The organism is Streptomyces sp. NBC_00443, assembly GCF_036014175.1.
GTDB lineage: Bacteria > Actinomycetota > Actinomycetes > Streptomycetales > Streptomycetaceae > Streptomyces.
Genome location: NZ_CP107917.1, coordinates 725913 through 743209 on the forward strand (window position 1 = coordinate 725913; position 17297 = coordinate 743209).

Annotated in this window: 11 protein-coding genes and 1 pseudogene; 10 read left to right on the forward strand and 2 right to left on the reverse strand. The window is 72.0% G+C overall.

The window, feature by feature from the left end; all coding sequences use genetic code 11:
- The first annotated feature begins 77 nt into the window (after window positions 1–77).
- A complete protein-coding gene (locus OHO27_RS03285; protein ID WP_328420084.1) occupies window positions 78–1787 on the forward strand; it encodes an ABC transporter ATP-binding protein in 1710 nt (569 codons plus the stop codon).
- Window positions 1784–3706, forward strand: a complete 1923-nt coding sequence (locus OHO27_RS03290) for an ATP-binding cassette domain-containing protein (protein ID WP_328420086.1) — start codon at window positions 1784–1786, stop codon at window positions 3704–3706. Before OHO27_RS03285 ends, OHO27_RS03290 begins: the two co-directional genes overlap by 4 nt.
- A 3-nt stretch (window positions 3707–3709) precedes the next feature.
- On the opposite strand, the gene OHO27_RS03295 is transcribed toward OHO27_RS03290, so the two are convergent.
- Window positions 3710–4318, reverse strand: a complete 609-nt coding sequence (locus OHO27_RS03295) for a response regulator transcription factor (protein ID WP_328420087.1) — start codon at window positions 4316–4318, stop codon at window positions 3710–3712.
- A 301-nt stretch (window positions 4319–4619) separates the two neighbouring features.
- On the opposite strand from OHO27_RS03295, the gene OHO27_RS03300 reads away from it, so the two are divergent.
- Entirely contained in the window at window positions 4620–6770 is a 2151-nt protein-coding gene (locus tag OHO27_RS03300) for a SpoIIE family protein phosphatase (protein WP_328420089.1), read from the forward strand.
- A gap of 113 nt (window positions 6771–6883) precedes the next feature.
- Here OHO27_RS03300 and OHO27_RS03305 read toward each other — a convergent pair whose 3' ends face one another.
- Window positions 6884–8254, reverse strand: a complete 1371-nt coding sequence (locus tag OHO27_RS03305) for a S1 family peptidase (RefSeq protein ID WP_328420091.1) — start codon at window positions 8252–8254, stop codon at window positions 6884–6886.
- A 186-nt stretch (window positions 8255–8440) separates the two neighbouring features.
- Here OHO27_RS03305 and OHO27_RS03310 point away from each other — a divergent pair, with 186 nt between their 5' ends.
- The 7 genes and pseudogenes from OHO27_RS03310 (at window position 8441) to OHO27_RS03340 (ending at window position 17292) form a co-directional block, all read left to right on the forward strand.
- Window positions 8441–8854: a PaaI family thioesterase gene (locus OHO27_RS03310; RefSeq protein ID WP_328420093.1), complete on the forward strand. Its 414-nt coding sequence runs from the start codon at window positions 8441–8443 to the stop codon at window positions 8852–8854.
- Between the two features lie 484 nt (window positions 8855–9338).
- The gene (locus tag OHO27_RS03315; RefSeq protein WP_030052098.1) at window positions 9339–9554 is read left to right on the forward strand and encodes a hypothetical protein; all 216 of its coding nucleotides are present in this window, start codon (window positions 9339–9341) and stop codon (window positions 9552–9554) included.
- Between the two features lie 142 nt (window positions 9555–9696).
- Window positions 9697–10503 carry an HlyD family efflux transporter periplasmic adaptor subunit gene (locus tag OHO27_RS03320; protein ID WP_328420102.1) on the forward strand — a complete coding sequence of 269 codons (807 nt, stop codon included), beginning with the start codon at window positions 9697–9699 and terminating at the stop codon, window positions 10501–10503.
- Window positions 10500–12721 (forward strand): annotated as a pseudogene (locus OHO27_RS03325) (NHLP family bacteriocin export ABC transporter peptidase/permease/ATPase subunit). The gene OHO27_RS03320 and the pseudogene OHO27_RS03325 overlap by 4 nt, the downstream one beginning before the upstream one ends.
- Before the next feature lies 1 nt (window position 12722).
- Entirely contained in the window at window positions 12723–15539 is a 2817-nt protein-coding gene (locus OHO27_RS03330) for an NHLP bacteriocin export ABC transporter permease/ATPase subunit (protein WP_328420104.1), read from the forward strand.
- A gap of 212 nt (window positions 15540–15751) precedes the next feature.
- On the forward strand, window positions 15752–16327 hold the full coding sequence (locus OHO27_RS03335) for a hypothetical protein (RefSeq protein ID WP_328420106.1): 576 nt from the start codon (window positions 15752–15754) through the stop codon (window positions 16325–16327).
- A complete protein-coding gene (locus OHO27_RS03340) occupies window positions 16270–17292 on the forward strand; it encodes an alpha/beta fold hydrolase (protein WP_328420108.1) in 1023 nt (340 codons plus the stop codon). Before OHO27_RS03335 ends, OHO27_RS03340 begins: the two co-directional genes overlap by 58 nt.
- The last annotated feature ends 5 nt before the right edge of the window (window positions 17293–17297 follow it).

Here is a 17297-nt window from a genome sequence, read left to right on the forward strand (position 1 = left end):
GCCCCGGGCGGTTTCCCTCCCTCACGGGAGGGCCGCCCGGGGCCCTTGCCCGGACGAGTGAGCGAGGCCGCAGCCGTATGAGGCGCACGACGACTCCTGCCGACGACGCTTCCCGCGCGCTGCTGCGTGCGGCCACCCGGCACAGCGGGGCCCGTACGGCGGCCCTGTGCCTGGTGGCCACCGCCGGGACCGGGGCCGGGCTGCTGCTGCCCGCCGCGCTCGGGCGGACCCTGGACCTCCTGCTGGCCCGGGCACCGGCGACGGGCTGGGTGCTGTGCTGCGCCGGACTCGTGCTGCTGCTCGCCCTGCTCGACGGATGCCAGAGCGTCCTCGTCGGCACCGTCGACGCCCGGACGGCCGCCTGGCTGCGGCGGCGGCTGACCGGTCACGTGCTGGCCGTGGGCCCGCGGGCCACCGCCCGCTTCGGGGCCGGCGACCTGGTCGCACGCCTGGTCGGCAACGCCGCTCAGGCCGGCACGGCACCGGCCGCCCGTGCCGCACTGCTCGCCGCGCTCGCCGGACCGGTCGGCGGCATCGTCGCCCTCGGCCTGATCGACCTGTGGCTCGCGGCCGTGCTCCTCGCCGGGGCGCCGGTACTGGCCGTCCTGCTGCGGACCTTCGCTCGGGACACCTCCCGCTGTGTGACGCGCTACCAGCAGGAACAGGGCCGGATCGCCGCCGCGTTCGCCGAGGCCGTCGACGGCCACCGCACCATCCGCGCGGCGGGTGCGACGGACCGGGAGACGGAGCGGATCCTGCGGCCGCTGCCCGAACTCTCCCGCGCCGGGCACCAGATGTGGCGGGTGCAGGGGCGGGCCGCAGCCCAGGCCGTCACCGTGGCCCCGCTGCTGCAGCTCGGTGTCATAGCCGTCGCCGGCGTCCTGCTCACCCGGCACCGGCTGTCCGTCGGCGAGATGCTCGCCGCCTCCCGTTACGCGGTGCTGGCGACCGGCGTCGGCGTGCTGGTCGCCCAGCTCGCGAGCCTGGCCCGCGCCCGGGCGGCGGCCGGACGCCTCGGCGAGGTCGTCGCCGAGCCCGCCCCCACCCATGGCCGGCGCCGGCTGCCGCCCGGCCCCGGCCGCCTGGAGCTGCGCGGCGTGAGTGCCCGGCGCGGCGGACACACCGTGCTGGACGGGATCGACCTGGTCGTCCCCGGCGGGACCACCGTGGCCGTGGTCGGGCGTTCCGGCGCGGGCAAGTCGCTGCTCGCCGCGCTCGCCGGGCGCATGGCCGACCCGGACGACGGCGAGGTCCTGCTCGACGAGGTGCCACTTCCCGAGCTGACCCACGACGACCTGCGCCGCGCCGTCGCCTACGCCTTCGAACGCCCCGCCCTGCTGGGCGGCACCGTCGAGGACGCGATCGGCCTGGGCCTGCCGCACCCCTCCCCCACCCGCATCCGGGAGGCTGCCCGCACGGCCCACGCGGACGACTTCATATGCCGTCTGCCCAACGGCTACGGCACCGCACTCGCCGACGCCCCGCGCTCCGGCGGCGAGTCCCAACGCCTCGGACTCGCCCGGGCGTTCGCCCACGACGGCCGCCTGCTGATCCTCGACGACGCGCTGTCCAGCCTCGACACCGTGACGGAGGCGCGCATCACCGAGGCCCTGACCGGCGGCTCGTCCGCCACCCGCCTCCTGGTCGCGCACCGTGCGGCGACAGCGGCCAGGGCCGACGCGGTGGCCTGGCTGGACGGCGGGCGGGTGCGCGCGGTGGGGCGGCACGAGGAGCTGTGGGACATCAGGGAGTACCGGGAGGCATTCACCGGGGAGGAACCGGCGTGACCCGTGGCCTCTACCCCCGCGCGCTGCGCTTCCTGTGGGACCGATGGCCCGTCCTCGTACGGCTCGCCCTCTGGTCGGTGCTGGAGACCGGACAGAGCTTCCTCATCGGTTACGCCCCGGCCCGTGCCCTGGACGACGGGTTCCTCCAGGGACGTACGGAGGTCGGGCTCGGGTGGCTCGGTGTCGCCGGTCTCGGGGTCGTCGTCGGCGCGTACGGCACGGCTCGCGTGTACGGGGCCGTCGCGGCGCTGGTCGAGCCGCTGAGGGACCGGCTCGTGACGCGGGTGGTGGCGCGCGGGGTGCGGGAGGCGGACCGCGGGGCGCTGTCCGGGCTCACCCAGCAGGCGGAGATCGCGCGGGACACCTTCGCGGGGCTGGTCATGGTGTCGCGGTCGTTCGTGTTCACCTCGGTCGGTGCGCTGGCCGGCCTGTTCTCGCTGGCTCCGCTGCTGCTGCTCGTCGTGCTGCCGCCGCTGGCCGCGGGGGTGGGCCTGTTCGCGGTGACGCTGCGTCCGCTGGCCCGCAGACAGGAGGTCTTCCTCGGAGCCGACGAGGCCCTGGCCGACCGGCTCGGCGCCGTCTGCCCCGGGCTGCGGGACATCACGGCGGCCGGCGCTCAGGACCGGATGGGCGCCGATGCCGGGGGCCTGGTGGACGCCGAGCTGCGGGCCGCCCGTTCGCTCGCCCGCTTCGGTGTGCTCCGCGTGGCCGCCCTCGCCCTCGGCGGACAGCTCCCGATCGTGCTGCTCCTCGCCACCGCGCCCTGGCTCCTGCGACACGGCGTCACCACCGGCGCCCTGGTCGGCGCCCTCGCCTACGTCACCCAGTCCCTGCTCCCCGCCCTGCACAACCTGGTCCACGGCCTGGGCACGAGCGGCTCACGGCTGGCGGTGGTGATACGGCGGTTGGTGCCGGAGAACACCGAGCCGGACAGGGCCCACAGGCTCGGCGTGGCAGGCGCGTCCGGCGCGGCCGGTGCGCGGAGCAAGCCGGCTGCCTTCGGCGCGGCTTCCGACCGAGGCGCGACCGGCGGGCCGGCCGGCCAAGCCGACGGGTCCGTGGCCACCGGGCCTCGCCCATCGCGCGCTGAGCCGGACGACAGTCCGGCACCGCCGCCTCCCGCCGGCACACCCGCACCGTCCCCGGACCACGCCGGCCCCCCGCGACCGGCCGCCGAGGTCCCACGTCCCACCGCCCCCGAGCCCCCCGCCCTCACCCTCACCTCCGTCACCTTCGCCTACGGCCCCAGCGCGCTCCCCGTGATCGACGACCTCGACCTCACCCTCCCGGCCGGCGCCCACCTGGCCGTCGTCGGGCCGAGCGGGATCGGGAAGTCCACGCTGACGGCGCTGGTGGCCGGGCTGCTGGAGCCCCGGTGCGGCGCCATCCGGGTGTGCGGGGAGGCGGTGCCGGGGCCGGGTGCCCTCGCGCGGCGGGTGCTCATTCCGCAGGAGGCGTACGTGTTCACCGGCACCCTCGCCGAGAACCTCGCCCTGCTGCGGCCGGACCCCGTCTCCGAGGCGGAGCTGCTCGCCGCCGCCGAGGCGGTCGGGCTGGCGCCGCTGCTCGCCGCGCTGGGCGGGCCAGAGGGCCGGGTGGAACCCGGGGCGCTGTCCGCGGGGGAGCGGCAGTTGATCGCGCTGACCCGGGCGCACCTGTCGTACGCCCCGCTCGCGCTCCTCGACGAGGCGACCTGTCACCTCGACGCGCGGGCCGAGGAACGCGCGGAGCAGGCCTTCGCAGCCCGCCCCGGCGGCACGTTGGTCGTCGTCGCGCACCGCATCAGCTCGGCCCGCCGTGCCGACCGGGTCCTGATGATGGACGGCCGGGACACGGCGTACGGGACACACGTCGAGCTCGTACGGCACTCGGCGCGCTACCGCGAACTCGTCGGCGGCTGGGCGTCCGTGCCGCGGTAGTGGTCAGAGCCAGCCCTCGCCCTGGGAGATCCGGATCGCGTCGATGCGGTTGCGGGCCCCGGTCTTGCGGGTGATGGCGGCCATGTAGTTGCGCACCGTCCCGTGGGACAGGTGCAGGTTCCCGGCGATCTCCGCGACGGAGGCTCCCTTTGCCGCGAGGGACAGCACGCTGAGCTCACGCCGGGTCAGCGGCATCTCGGCGGCCTTGAGGAAAGCAAAGCCCAGCGAATCGTCGACGAAACGTTCCCCCTCGGCGACGCGCCGGATTCCGCGCACCAGCCGGTCCGGCGAGCCCTCCTTGTCGACGTACCCGAGCGCCCCCGCCTCCAGAGCGCGCTTCAGCAGCCCCGGGCGGTGAGCGCTGGCCAGCACCAGCAGGTGTGGCGGTGTGCGGCCCGCTTCCCGTAATCGCAGCTCGGCGAGCGGCGGTATGCCGTACGAGTCCGTGCACTCCAGGTCCACCGCGCAGACGTCAGGCCGGACGGAACGCGCGCGTGCGGGCGCGCTGCGCCAAGGGGCGTCGTACACCTCCAGGCCCGGATCTCGTCGCAGCCACTCCGCCAGCACCGATCGCACCAGACACGCGTCATGCACCACAAGGACCCGGATCACTGCCGCCCCTCCACCCCGCTGTTCGTCGCTCTCATGGTGTTGAGCGCGTGCCCCATTGTTGGCATCCGTTACCGTCTGCGGGCGCGAAGATCCGGCCATCAGGGTGCGCGGGGGCGCACGCGAGGCGCCCGTACGCCGGGAGCGCGCATCCACTGCGGGGGCATGGGATCGCGGCCAGGGGGTAAGCGCTCTCGCTCGCGGTGCGGGCGGTCGGCCGGACTCGGTGCCGCTCGCCGTGCGCGATGGAGCGCGAGGAGGGAGATTTGAGCCCTGGGACCCGTCGCGCGGCCCCGCGGAGGAGGTGGTCGGCGTGTCCGACGGGCAGACGTCCGCCCAGGCGCCGGCGGCCGCGCGGACCCGGGTCGGCCGACCGCTCCTGTCGCTGGCGCTTGCCTCGATGATGGACGAGGTGCACGCGCACTCCGGGGCGGTGTATCTGCTGGCGGCCGACGAGCCCGTGCTGGAGATGTCGGTGATGGCCGGTCTGCCCCGGGCGTTCGCGGCGCCCTGGGAGCGGGTCGGGCTGAGCGCGCCGATCCCGGTCGCGGAAGCGGTGCGTGAGCGGCGGCTCGTCTGGGTCAAGGGCGAGGAGGACATGGCGGCCCGCTATCCGCGGATCGCCGTCGTCCTGCCCTATCCCTTCGCACTGGCCGCGCTGCCCGTGGCCACCGAGACCTCCGCCTATGGCGCGATCTTCGTGACCTGGCCCGGCGCACACCCCCCGGAGCTGTCGGAGCGGGAGCGCGACCATCTCACCGCGGCCTGCCGACGGCTCGCGGTGCGGCTGGAACGCGCCCTGGAGGAGAGCCTTCCGCCGCTCCCGGAGCCCGATCTGGTCGCCGGGCCGGCGTTCAGCGGCGCCGCCGGCACGCTCGGCACGGTGGAGGCGGCCCGCATGGTGTCGCGGCTGCCGTACGGCCTGTGCTCACTCGATCTGCACGGCCGGGTCAGTTTCGCCAACCCCGCGGCGGCCGAGCTGATCGGCGTCCCGGTCAACCGGCTGCTGGGCAACCAGCTGTGGGCTTCGGTGCCGTGGCTCAACGACCCGGTGTACGAGGACCGCTACCGGGCCGCGCTGATGAGCCAGCACACCACGTCCTTCCTGGCGCTGCGCCCGCCCGGCGACTGGTTGTCGTTCCGTATGTACCCGAGCACGACCGGTCTGAGCGTGCGGATCAGCCGGGCCCGAGCGGTGGCGGAGATGGGCCGCAGTGGGCCGCGGCAGGACGACCCGCCGGGCCGGCTGGTGACCATCTCCCAGGTGCTCAGCCTGGCCGGCGCGCTCACCGAGGCGGCGGGTGTGCAGGACGTGGTGCAGCTGGTCGCGGACGAGATCGTCCCGGCCGTCGGCAGCCAGGCGCTGGTCGTCCTGGGATCTCGGGCGGGCCGGCTGCACGTGCTCGGTCACCGCGGCTACGCGGATCCGCAGATCGTGGAGCGCTTCGACGGTCTGCCACTGACCGAGCAGACCCCGGGCACACACGCGCTGACCACCGGTGTGCCCGCGTTCTTCGACTCCCAGCAGGAGCTGGAGCGCCTGTATCCGACGCGCCACTCGACGCCCGACGGCTTCGCGGCCTGGGCGTATCTGCCGCTGATCGCCTCGGGGCGGCCGGTGGGCACCTGTGTGCTCGCCTACTCGGAGCGGCATCCCTTCCCGGCGGACGAGCGGGCGGTCCTGACCAGCCTCGGCGGGCTCATCGCGCAGGCGCTGGAGCGCGCCCTGCTCTACGACGTCAAGCACCAGCTGGCGCACGGACTGCAGGCCGCCCTGCTCCCGCACTCGCTCCCGCCGCTGCCCGGCGTCGAAGCGGCCGCCCGCTATCTGCCCGCCACCCAGGGCATGGAGATCGGCGGCGACTTCTACGACCTGGTGCCGACGGAAGAGGGCCTGACGGCGGCGGTGATCGGGGACGTGCAGGGGCACAACGTCACCGCGGCCGGCCTGATGGGCCAGATCCGCACCGCCGTACGGGCGTACACGAACGTCGGTCAGGCCCCGGAGGAGGTCATGCGCAGCACCAACCGGCTGCTGCTCGACCTCGGCTCCGACCTGTTCGCCAGCTGTCTGTATCTGCGCCTCGATCCGGAACACGGGCGGGCGGTGATGGCCCGTGCCGGGCATCCGCCGCCGCTGCTGCGACGGCCGGACGGACGCGTGCGGGTGCTCGACCTCGCGGGCGGCCCGCTGCTGGGCATCGACGGCTCGCCCACGTATCCGACGACAGAGGTCGAGTTCACGCCCGGGTGTGTGCTCGTCCTCTACACCGACGGGCTGATCGAGTCCCCCGGCGTCGACATCGAGGACGCGCTCGCCGAGCTCGGCCAGCTGCTCACCGAGGCCGGGGAGCTGGCCTTGGACGAACTCGCCGACCTGCTGGTGCAGCACAGCGCGTCCAGGCACGAACGGGTCGACGACGTGGCGCTGCTGCTGTTGCGAGCGCGCGGCTGACGGCTGACGCCTGACTGACGGCTCTGGACACGACAGCGGTCCGACCCTCCCGCCGGAGGGCCGGACCGCGGTGTCGCCCGGATCACTCGGATCCGTGTGCCGGTGTCAGGGCGTCAGTTCCCGACGCCGTTGCCGACGATCTCGCCGAGGCCGTTGCCCGTGCCCTCGGCGTTGCCGCCGCCGACCTCTTCACCGGCTCCGGCTTCCTCGCCCGCGCCCGCTTCCTCACCGGCACCGGCCTCTTCACCCGCGCCGGCCTCTTCACCGGCACCGGCTTCCTCGCCCGCGCCCGCTTCCTCGCCCGCGCCCGCTTCCTCACCGGCACCGGCCTCTTCACCGGCACCGGCTTCCTCGCCGGCACCCGCGCCCCCGTCACCGAGGGTCGCGCCGACCGCCTCCAGGGCGGTGGTCACCGGCTGGAAGAAGGTCTCGCCGCCGACCGTGCAGTCACCGCTGCCGCCGGAGGTCAGGCCGATCGCAAGGCCGTCCTGGGTGAACAGGGAGCCGCCGCTGTCGCCGGGCTCGGCACAGACGTCGGTCTGGATGAGCCCGGTAACGGTGCCCTCCGGGTAGTTGACGGTGGCGTCGAGTCCGAGGACCTGACCGTCGTTCAGCCCGGTGGTGCTGCCCATCCGGAAGACCTGGAGTCCCACCTCGGCGTCCGCCGCCTGGCTGATCGGGACGGCCTGGTCGCCGACGTTGACCTCACTTGGCGCCTCGGTCGCCGGGTCGTCGTACTTCACGAGTGCGAAGTCGCCGTCGCCGGGGAAGGTGGACTGGTCGACGGTGGCGATCGGCTGGCCGCCCTCGGTGTCCGACCACTCGTTGCCGCCGAGGCTGCAGTGACCGGCGGTCAGGAAGGCGGGGGTGCCGTCGCCCGCAGTGACGTTGAAGCCCGCGGAGCAGCGTGAGCCGCCGGCGAAGATGGCGTCGCCGCCGGAGAGGAACGTCTTGAAGGTGCCGGCCGACTTCTTGACGGTCGCCATGCCCGAACCGAGGCTGTCGACGGTCGACTCCAGCTGGTCCCAGTTGTCGCCGGTGACGGTGCTGTCGGCGGTGACGAGGATCTTGTTCGTTCTGGGGTCGACCGACCAGGCCGTGCCCGGGATGGTCGCCTCGGACTTGAGGGTCTGCGCGCCGGACGCGAGCTCGTTCAGGCTGTTCTCGACCTCGCGGACCTTCGCGCCGGCCTGCTTCGCCTGGACGATCACGTTGTTGTTGTCGCCGGGGATGACGTTGACGACGAGCTGCTGGCTCTCGGCGTCGTAGTACGAACCGGCAAAGGCGTCGCCGAGCAGTCCCTCGAGCTGCGAGGCGAGATCCGACGCGTCCGCCGACTTCAGGGTCTTGGGAGCGGCGGCGTTGTCCGTCGCGGCGTCCTGCGACGCGTTGGCGTTGGGCAGCAGGATCGCGGCCGCTCCGAGCGCCACCACGCTGCCCGCTGCTATCGCGGCCTTGCGCTTCGGAATTCGCTTGTGACTCAAACTTCTCGACCTCCTGGGGGACGGGGTCTGTGCCGCCTTGTGCGGCAGCTTTTCGGGGCGCCTGGTTGGCAGTTGGTACGCACGGGCCGCCCGGGGCGTTCAATTCCGTTTCAGCGCGTCGCGTTCGCAACACCGAATCGGCCAAGGACCGCGCCTGTCGGTCCGGCGGCGGGAACAATCCCCCATATGACGATGACCAACGCCGAAGCCGACAAGATCCTCTCCGCCAACTTCGCCCCCTGGGTCCTCGACTTGGGCCTGTCGGTCGAGGCGGTCGAGGGCCACCGCGCGGTCCTGCGAATGCCCTGGTCGGACAGGCTGGCCCGGGAGGGCGGTGCCCTGTCGGGCCAGGCACTGATGGCCGCCGCCGACACCGCGACCGTGATCGCCGTGTCGGCGGCACGCGGGTCGTACGGGCCGATGACGACGGTGCAGCAGTCGACGTCCTTTCAGCGCGCCGTGATCGGATCCGATGTCCTGATCGAAGCGGTCGTCACCAAGCTGGGCCGTCGCATGGCGTTCGCCGACATCGTGATGACCGACGAGGGGTCGGGGGAAATCGCGGCCCGGGCGAGCACGGTGTACGCACTTCTGGGCTGACCCGAGCCGACACGATCCGCTACCGATCAGTAACGGTCGGTTGAGAAAGTGGAGTGGAATCCATGCTTCAGCGAATCTGCACATTCAATACTCAACGAAGTCACCGGGGGCCGAGGTTCTGCACACGGCCGCTACCGGCGGTCACCCCCTTGAGACCGGAGTGTCGGATTCGCCGCACGTTCACCGCACCCTCATGAGGCGATGCAACAGCTCGTCCGAGCCGATGCTGTGACGCATGTGAAGAAGTCGCCAACGAGACGTGGGCACTTCTGCACGGATCGATGCCACTGCGATCGAAGTGCCCTGGTGAGGCCGAAGTTTGATTGGAAGCCCGTGCCCACAGCGTGCTTTGATCCATCGCACCGCAGGGGTCGTCAGCGGCTCCCGGAAACGGGCACCGGACGCCTGCGGTCGCGGCCGTCATCTGTCCCCAGAGGGGGCCGCTCCCCCTTGTGAGATATCCATTAGGAAGGGAAGTTCCATCATGAACTCCACCCCCCAGGTTGCGACCGTCGAGATCTCCGACGCCGAGCTCGACAACGTCTCCGGCGGCCTGCAGGTCAACGCCGTGAACGGTGCCCTCGACGCTGTCAACGGCATCGCCCCGGTCTCCGGCCTGGTCGACACGGTCGTCGGCACCGTGGAGGGTGTCACCGGCCTGAACACCGCCCCGGTCTCGGGCCTGGTTGCCGGTCTCTGATCGCACCTTTCATACCACTGAGTCCCGGAGCCATTCCCCGGCTCCGGGGCTCTTGGGTGCCTGAAAACAACTGGGCACCGTCCGCATCACGACCGGCCCACGCGCGCCGGTCTCCACTCATCCTCAGGTGAGGGAAAGTTCCGTGCAGTTCCGCCAACAGGCCCTCGCCAAGCTCCAGTCACCGGAGGAGCTCGACCTTCCGGTGCGCTTCGCCCGCCCCCAGGGCTGGCTGGTCCTCTCCGTGACGGTGGTCGTCATGGCCGCAGCGTCCGTGTGGGCGGTGACCGGCTCGGTCGCCTCCACCGTCGGCGCGCCCGCCATCCTCACCCACGGGCAGGGCAGCTACATCCTGCAGAGCCCGGTCGCCGGGCAGGTCACCTCGGTCCTCGCCGAGCAGGGCCAGCGACTGCCCGCCAACTCCCCCGTACTGAAGGTCCGTACCGCCGAGGGCGAAACGGTCGTCCGTACCGTCGCCGCAGGCCGGGTCACCGGGCTCGCCGCCACCATCGGGCAGATCATCCAGACCGGCGCGAACGTCGCCGCCGTGGAGAAGGTCGCCCACACCAAGGACCCGCTGTACGCGACGGTGTACGTGCCCGCCGAGAACGCGGCGTCCATCCCCGACAAGGCCGCCGTGGACCTCACCGTCCAGTCGGTGCCCACCCAGGAGTACGGCGTCCTGCGCGGCCACGTGAAGTCGGTGGACCGCTCCGTGCAGTCGGCGCAGCAGATCGCCGCGTTCCTCGGGGACAACCAGCTCGGCGAGCAGTTCACCAAGGACGGCAGGCCGGTCGCCGTGCTGGTGAAGCTGGACGAGAGGTCGAGCACCGAGAGCGGCTACAAGTGGTCGTCCGCGGACGGGCCGCCGTTCTCCCTCACGTCCATGACCATGGCCGACGCCTCGATCCGGCTGGCCGACGAGCGTCCCGTCGATTGGCTGCTGCCGTGAGCGCCGCGCAGGAGACGCGCAGCAGGCGCCGCACCGCACCGCCCAAGCGCCCCGTACCCAAGGGCAGGTCCAAGACCGTCCGCACACCCACCATGCTCCAGATGGAGGCCGTGGAGTGCGGCGCCGCCTCCCTCGCGATGGTGCTGGGCCACTACGGCCGCCATGTCCCGCTGGAGGAACTGCGCATAGCGTGCGGCGTCTCCCGCGACGGCTCGCGCGCCAGCAACCTCCTGAAGGCCGCCCGCAGCTACGGGCTGACGGCCAAGGGCATGCAGATGGACACGGCCGCCCTCGCCGAGGTGAAGACGCCGGCCGTCCTGTTCTGGGAGTTCAACCACTACGTCGTCTACGACGGCATGGGCCGCCGCTTCGGCCGCCGGGGCGTCTACATCAACGACCCCGCCAAGGGCCGCCGCTTCGTGCCCATGGAGGACTTCGACGGCAGCTTCACCGGCGTCGTCCTGGTCATGGAGCCCGGGGAGGACTTCAGCAAGGGCGGGCGCAAGCCGGGCGTGCTCGGCGCGATGCCGGCCCGGCTGCGCGGCACCGCGGGCACGATGCCCGCCGCGGTCCTGGCGAGCCTCCTGCTGGTGGTGGTCGGCGCGGCGGTGCCCGCGCTGAGCCGCACCTACATCGACATGTTCCTCATCGGCGGCCAGACCTCCCTGCTGGGGGTGCTGTTCGCGTCGATGGGGACCTGTGTCGCGCTCACCGTGGTGCTGACCTGGCTGCAACAGACGAACCTGCTGCGCGGCCGGATCATCTCCTCCACCCTCTCCAGCGCCCGCTTCCTGCGCCATCTGCTGCGGCTGCCGGTGACGTTCTTCTCCCAGCGCAGCCCGGCCGACCTGGTGCAGCGGCTCCAGTCGAACGACGCGGTGTCCGAGACGCTGGCCCGTGACCTCGCGGCGGCGGGCGTGGACGCGGTGGTCGTCGTCCTCTACGCGCTCCTCCTCTATACCTACGACCCCCAGCTCACCTTTGTCGGCATCGGCGTCGCCCTGCTGAACGTCGTCGCCATGCGCGTCGTGATCCGGCTGCGCGCGACCCGTACGGCGAAGCTGCGTGCGGACAGCGCCCGGCTCACCAACACCGCCTACACCGGCCTTCAGCTGATCGAGACGATGAAGGCGACCGGCGGCGAGGACGGCTACTTCCGCAAGTGGGCCGGACAGCACGCCACCACGCTGGAGGAGCAGCAGCGCCTCGGCGTGCCGAGCGCCTGGCTGGGCGTGGTCGCCCCTACCCTCGCCACGCTCAACAGCGCGCTCATCCTCTGGATCGGCGGCATGCGCGCGATCGAGGGGGCATATCGGTCGGCCTGCTGGTCGCCTTCCAGGCCCTGGTCACCCGCTTCACCGCCCCGATCACCCGTCTGAACGGCGTCGCGGGGCGCATCCAGGACTTCGCCGCCGACGTGGCCCGCCTGAAAGACGTGGAGAACTTCGAAGCGGACCCGCTCTACGGCCGCCCCGGCGCGGGCGATTCGACGCGCCGGCTGCACGGCCACGTCGAGCTGCAGAACATCACCTTCGGCTACAGCCCGCTCGACAAACCCCTGCTCACCGGCTTCGACCTGACCGTCGGCCCCGGCCAGCAGGTGGCCCTGGTCGGCGGCTCCGGCAGCGGCAAGTCCACTGTCTCGCGCCTCATCTCCGGTCTGTACGCCCCGTGGGAGGGCGTCATCCGCATCGACGACCAGCGCATCGAGGACATCCCGCGCGGCGCCCTCGCGGCCTCCGTCTCCTTCGTCGACCAGGAGGTCTTCCTGTTCGAGGGCACGGTCCGCGACAACGTGGCGCTGTGGGACCCGTCGATCCCGGACGAGGCGGTGGTGGACGCGCTGCGTGACGCGGCGCTGTACGACGTGGTGATGCGCCGCCCGGGCGGCATCCAGAGCAGGGTGGAGCAGGACGGCCGCAACTTCTCCGGCGGGCAGCGCCAGCGCCTGGAGATCGCGCGGGCGCTGGTGCGCCGGCCGAGCATCCTGGTCCTCGACGAGGTGACGAGCGCGCTCGACGCCGAGACCGAGCAGGTCGTGATGGACAACCTGCGCAAGCGCGGCTGTGCCTGTGTGGTGATCGCGCACCGGCTCAGCACCGTGCGCGACAGCGACGAGATCGTCGTACTCCAGCACGGCACGATCGTGGAACGCGGCCGGCACGAGGACCTGGTGGCACGCGGCGGCGCGTACGCGGCACTGGTCAAGGAGCGGTGAGATGACCTCCGTCCACGAGGGTGACCTCGTTCTCAACGCGCTCGGGCAGATGGGCACGCGCATCGACTGCGCCGGGCACAACCGGCTCGACCTCGAAGGCCCGCAGGTGCTGTGGCTGGTCGCGTCCGGCGCCGTCGACCTGTTCGCGGTCGACGCCGGGCAGCAGGGCCACTGGCATCACCTCGGCCGGCTGGAGGCGGGGTCGCTGCTGCTCGGCCCGGTCCCGGGACCGCAGCACACCCTGGTGGCCCGCCCGCTCAGGGACTGCGTCGTGCACCGCATCGGGCTGCGCGAGCTGTACCAGCCCGCGAACACGCAGACCTGGTCCTACGACGAGTACGGCAACCCGCAGTACGTCCCGCCGCAGACGAGCCCGCTGGAGTACGCCCTCGCACTCGGCGTCGGCCGCAGCCTGTCCATCCTCTTCCAGGCGCCGATGGCCAACGAGCGGGCGGCCGAGTTGACCGACGACGACGTCTTCTGGATGCAGGTGCCGCCGGGCAGTGTGCAGTACGGCTCGCTGTACGGCGCCGAGGCCGCCGCCGATCTGCTGATGGACCCGGCGGTCTGGCAGTCCATGGTCGACCAGCAGTACCGCCTGCTGACCACGCTGGACCGCTGGATCGAGCAATTGGAGCGCACCCACGAGTCGCGCACGGCGGAGGGCATCAAGGCCGGCGAGGCGGTGCGCGCCCAGGCCGACCGGACGCTGCTGGCGTCCATCGGCAAGCGCAGCGACAAGCGCACGACGGCCGCCGACGCGGACGCCAGCTACGCGGCCTGCAAGCTGGTCGCCCAGGCGGCCGGGATCACGCTGGCCGAGCCCGCGCAGAGCGGCACCGAGAGCGACCGGCTCGACCCGGTCGAGCGCGTGGCCATCGCGTCGCGCGTGCGCACCCGGGCCGTACGGCTGGACGGGCCGTGGTGGCGGGACAACGTGGGGCCGCTGGTGGGTCACCGGGCACTGTCGGGTGCGCCGGTGGCGCTGCTGTGGCGGCGCAGCGGCTATGTCGCCGTCCATCCGGCGACCGGCCGTGAGACGCCGATCGAGAAGGCCAACGCGGAGGAGTTCGAGCCGCGTGCGGTGATGTTCTACCGGCCGCTGCCCGATCGCGCGTTGAGCCCGCTGCGGCTGCTGCGGTTCAGCATGCGGGGCACCGGCGGCGACCTCACGAGCCTCATGATCAGCGGCCTGGTGACGGTCGCGATCGGCGCGCTGGTGCCGATCGCGACGGGCAAGGTGCTCGGCGAGTTCGTGCCCAAGGCGCAGACCGACCTGATCGTGCAGTTCTGCCTGGCCGTGATGATCAGCAGTGTCGTGGCAGCGGCGTTCATGCTGTTGCAGAACCTGACGATCCTGCGTCTGGAGGGCCGTATCGAGGCGACGCTCCAACCGGCCCTGTGGGACCGGCTGCTGCGCCTGCCGACGAAGTTCTTCACCGAGCGCTCGACCGGTGAGCTGGCGAGCCAGGCCATGGGCATCAGCTCGATCCGCCGTCTGATGGCCGGCGTCGGCCCGGTTGTCGCGCAGTCGGTGACGGTCGGTGCGATGAACCTGTCGCTGCTGTTCTGGTACAGCGTGCCGATGGCGCTGGCGGCGATCGGCATGCTCGTCGTCATCGCGGGGGTGTTCCTGGGGCTCGGGCTGTGGCAGGTGCGCTGGCAGCGGCGGCTGGTGGTGCTGAGCAACAAGCTGAACAACCAGGCGTTCCAGACGCTGCGCGGGCTGCCGAAGCTGCGGGTCGCGGCGGCGGAGAACTACGCGTACGGGGCGTGGGCGGACCAGTTCGCGCGCAGTCGTGAGCTCCAGCAGAGGGTCGGGCGGATCAAGAACCTCACCACGGTGCTGGGTGCGGTGTATCTGCCGCTGTGCACGCTGCTGATGTTCATGCTGCTGGCGGGTCCGGCGCGCGGCTCGATGTCGGCGGCGGCGTTCCTCACCTTCAGCACCTCGGTGACGATGCTGCTGACCTCGGTCACCCAGCTGACGGGTGCGTTCGTCTCGGCGGTGGCCGCGCTGCCGCTGTTCGAGGAGATCAAGCCGGTCCTGGAGGCCACGCCCGAGGTGCGCACGGCGAGCACCCGGCCGGGCCCGCTGACCGGTGCGATGGAGGCGCGCCGCCTGTCCTTCCGCTACTCCGACGACGGTCCCCTCGTCCTCGACGACGTCTCCTTCGACGTGCGGTCGGGTGAGTTCGTGGCGATCGTCGGCCCCAGCGGCTGCGGCAAGTCGACGCTGCTCAGGCTGTTGATCGGCTTCGACAAGCCGGTCTCGGGCAGTGTGCTGTACGACGGTCAGGACCTGGCGGCGCTCGACCAGTCGGCCGTACGACGGCAGTGCGGGGTCGTGCTCCAGCACGCCCAGCCGTTCACCGGGTCCATCCTGGACGTCATCTGCGGTACGGAACCGTACACGCCGGAGGAGGCGATGGCGGCGGCCGAGATGGCGGGGCTCGCCGAGGACATCAAGCGGATGCCGATGGGGCTGCACACCATCGTGTCGGGCAGCGGCGCGATCTCCGGCGGGCAGCGGCAGCGGCTGATGATCGCCCAGGCGCTGATCCGCCGTCCGCGCATCCTCTTCTTCGACGAGGCGACCAGCGCCCTCGACAACGAGACGCAGCGCACGGTCATCGAGAGCACCAAGGCCCTCAACGCCACCCGCATCGTCATCGCGCACCGCCTGTCCACGGTGCTGGACGCCGACCGCGTGATCGTGATGGAGGACGGCAAGGTCGCCCAGCAGGGCCCGCCCGCACAGCTGCTGGCGGACACGCACGGGCGGCTGCACGAGCTGGTGCGGCGCCAGATGGCGTGATCCGTGGGCTGCGCGGAGCCGTACCAAGTCCGGGGCGGTCTCAGGGGTTCGGTCGGCAACCCCTGAGGCATGTCCCCCAGACGACCCCGACCACGACCCGGTGCCTTCCCTGATTCCGGTCCCAAGCGGTTGTGACCCCGAGTGGGTCACTGCCACGTTCGATCATGCGGGCATTCCCGTGATCCGTTCGCAGGACCCTTGGAAGGGGCTTCATGCACCCACTCATCAGAGCGCTCACCGCCGTGCTCGCCGCCGGATTACTCACCGGTTCACTCACCGGAACGTCGACGCCGAGGGTGGCGGCGGCGCAGGCCGACCGTCCCGGCCCGGGGTCGACGAAGCAGCAGGCGATCGACTGGAAGCCGTGTCCCGAGGACGCCACGGCGGAATGCGGGACGCTGCGCCTGCCGGTCGACTGGGCCCGCCCGTCGGGCGAGGCGTTCGAGCTCGCGGTGGCCCGCCGGAAGGCGACCGATCCGGCTCGCCGGGTCGGCGTGCTGCTGGTCAACCCCGGTGGGCCGGGCGCTTCGGGTGTGGACTTCGCCGTGGACGACGCCAAGTCCCACTTCAGCTCGGACATTCAGGAGAGGTTCGACATCGTCGGATTCGACCCGCGGGGCGTCGGCCGCAGCCACCCGGTGATGTGCTCCACCGAACTGCTGGGCCAACGGCCGTCGGTCTACCCCGCAACCAGGCGCAGTTCGATCGACTCGCCGACTACAACCGCGCGTTGCGCGAGGACTGCAGGCGGCACACCGGTCCGCTCTTCGACCACGCCGACACCTTGAGCGTCGTCCGGGACATGGATGCGCTGCGCAGATCGCTCGGCGAGAAGAAGATCAACTACTTCGGCCACTCCTACGGCACCTTGATCGGCGAGCAGTACGCGGAGGAGTACGGCGACCGCATCCGGTCCATGGCCCTCACCGCGAACATCGACCACAGCCTCGGCGCCCGGGAGTTCCTCGTCTCCTCCGCGGCCGCCGCCGAGGACTCGTTCCAGGAGTTCGTGAAGTGGTGCGACCGCACGAGCTCCTGCGCCCTGCACGGCCGTGACGTGACCGCCGTGTGGGACGGCCTGCTCGCCCGGGCGGACCGGGGGGAGATCCGCGATCCGGAGCATCCGGACCGGGTCCTGACCGCGCACGAGATCACGTTCAACGTCTTCAGGATGTTCTACGGCCCGGACAGGGAGCAACTGGCCGCCTATGTGGCGGGCCTCGACGCGCAGGAACCGAGCGAGCGCCAGCGATCCACGCAGCCTCGGCAGGTCCGGCCGTCGACCCCACAGGGAGCGGACAAGGAGACCGAAGCGGAACCGTTCTACGCGGTCTTCTGCCAGGACTGGCGCTTCCGCGCGAAGGACTACCCGGAGTACGCCAGGCTGACCCAGGCCGAGATGCGGGCCGCGCCGCACATGCGCGGCACACCACGCGTGCATCCCGCGGTTGCCGGCTGCATCGGCTGGCCCGACGAGGTGAACAACCCGCAGCACCGTCTGCGCGTCACCGAGGCGCCCGGGATCCTCATGCTGCATGCGCGGCACGACCCGGCGAACCACTTCTCGTGGGCGGCGAATGTGCACCGCCAGACCCGCGGGACGACCGTCCTGCTCCCGTACGAAGGCGCCGGACACAGTGTCTACGGCCGCAGTGACTGCACACGTGACGCCGTGGACGACTACCTCACCGAGCTGAGAATGCCGAGCCCCGGGAGCAGTTGCGCGCCTGCCGCGAAGAACACGACGCACTGATCGCG

Bases quoted from the DNA above. Each gene is read 5' to 3' on its own strand.
- OHO27_RS03285 (WP_328420084.1), top strand. From the start codon at position 78: ATGAGGCGCACGACGACTCCTGCCGACGACGCTTCCCGCGCGCTGCTG.
- OHO27_RS03330 (WP_328420104.1), top strand. From the start codon at position 12,723: ATGACCTCCGTCCACGAGGGTGACCTCGTTCTCAACGCGCTCGGGCAG.
- OHO27_RS03335 (WP_328420106.1), top strand. From the start codon at position 15,752: ATGCACCCACTCATCAGAGCGCTCACCGCCGTGCTCGCCGCCGGATTA.
- OHO27_RS03310 (WP_328420093.1), top strand. From the start codon at position 8,441: ATGACGATGACCAACGCCGAAGCCGACAAGATCCTCTCCGCCAACTTC.
- OHO27_RS03315 (WP_030052098.1), top strand. From the start codon at position 9,339: ATGAACTCCACCCCCCAGGTTGCGACCGTCGAGATCTCCGACGCCGAG.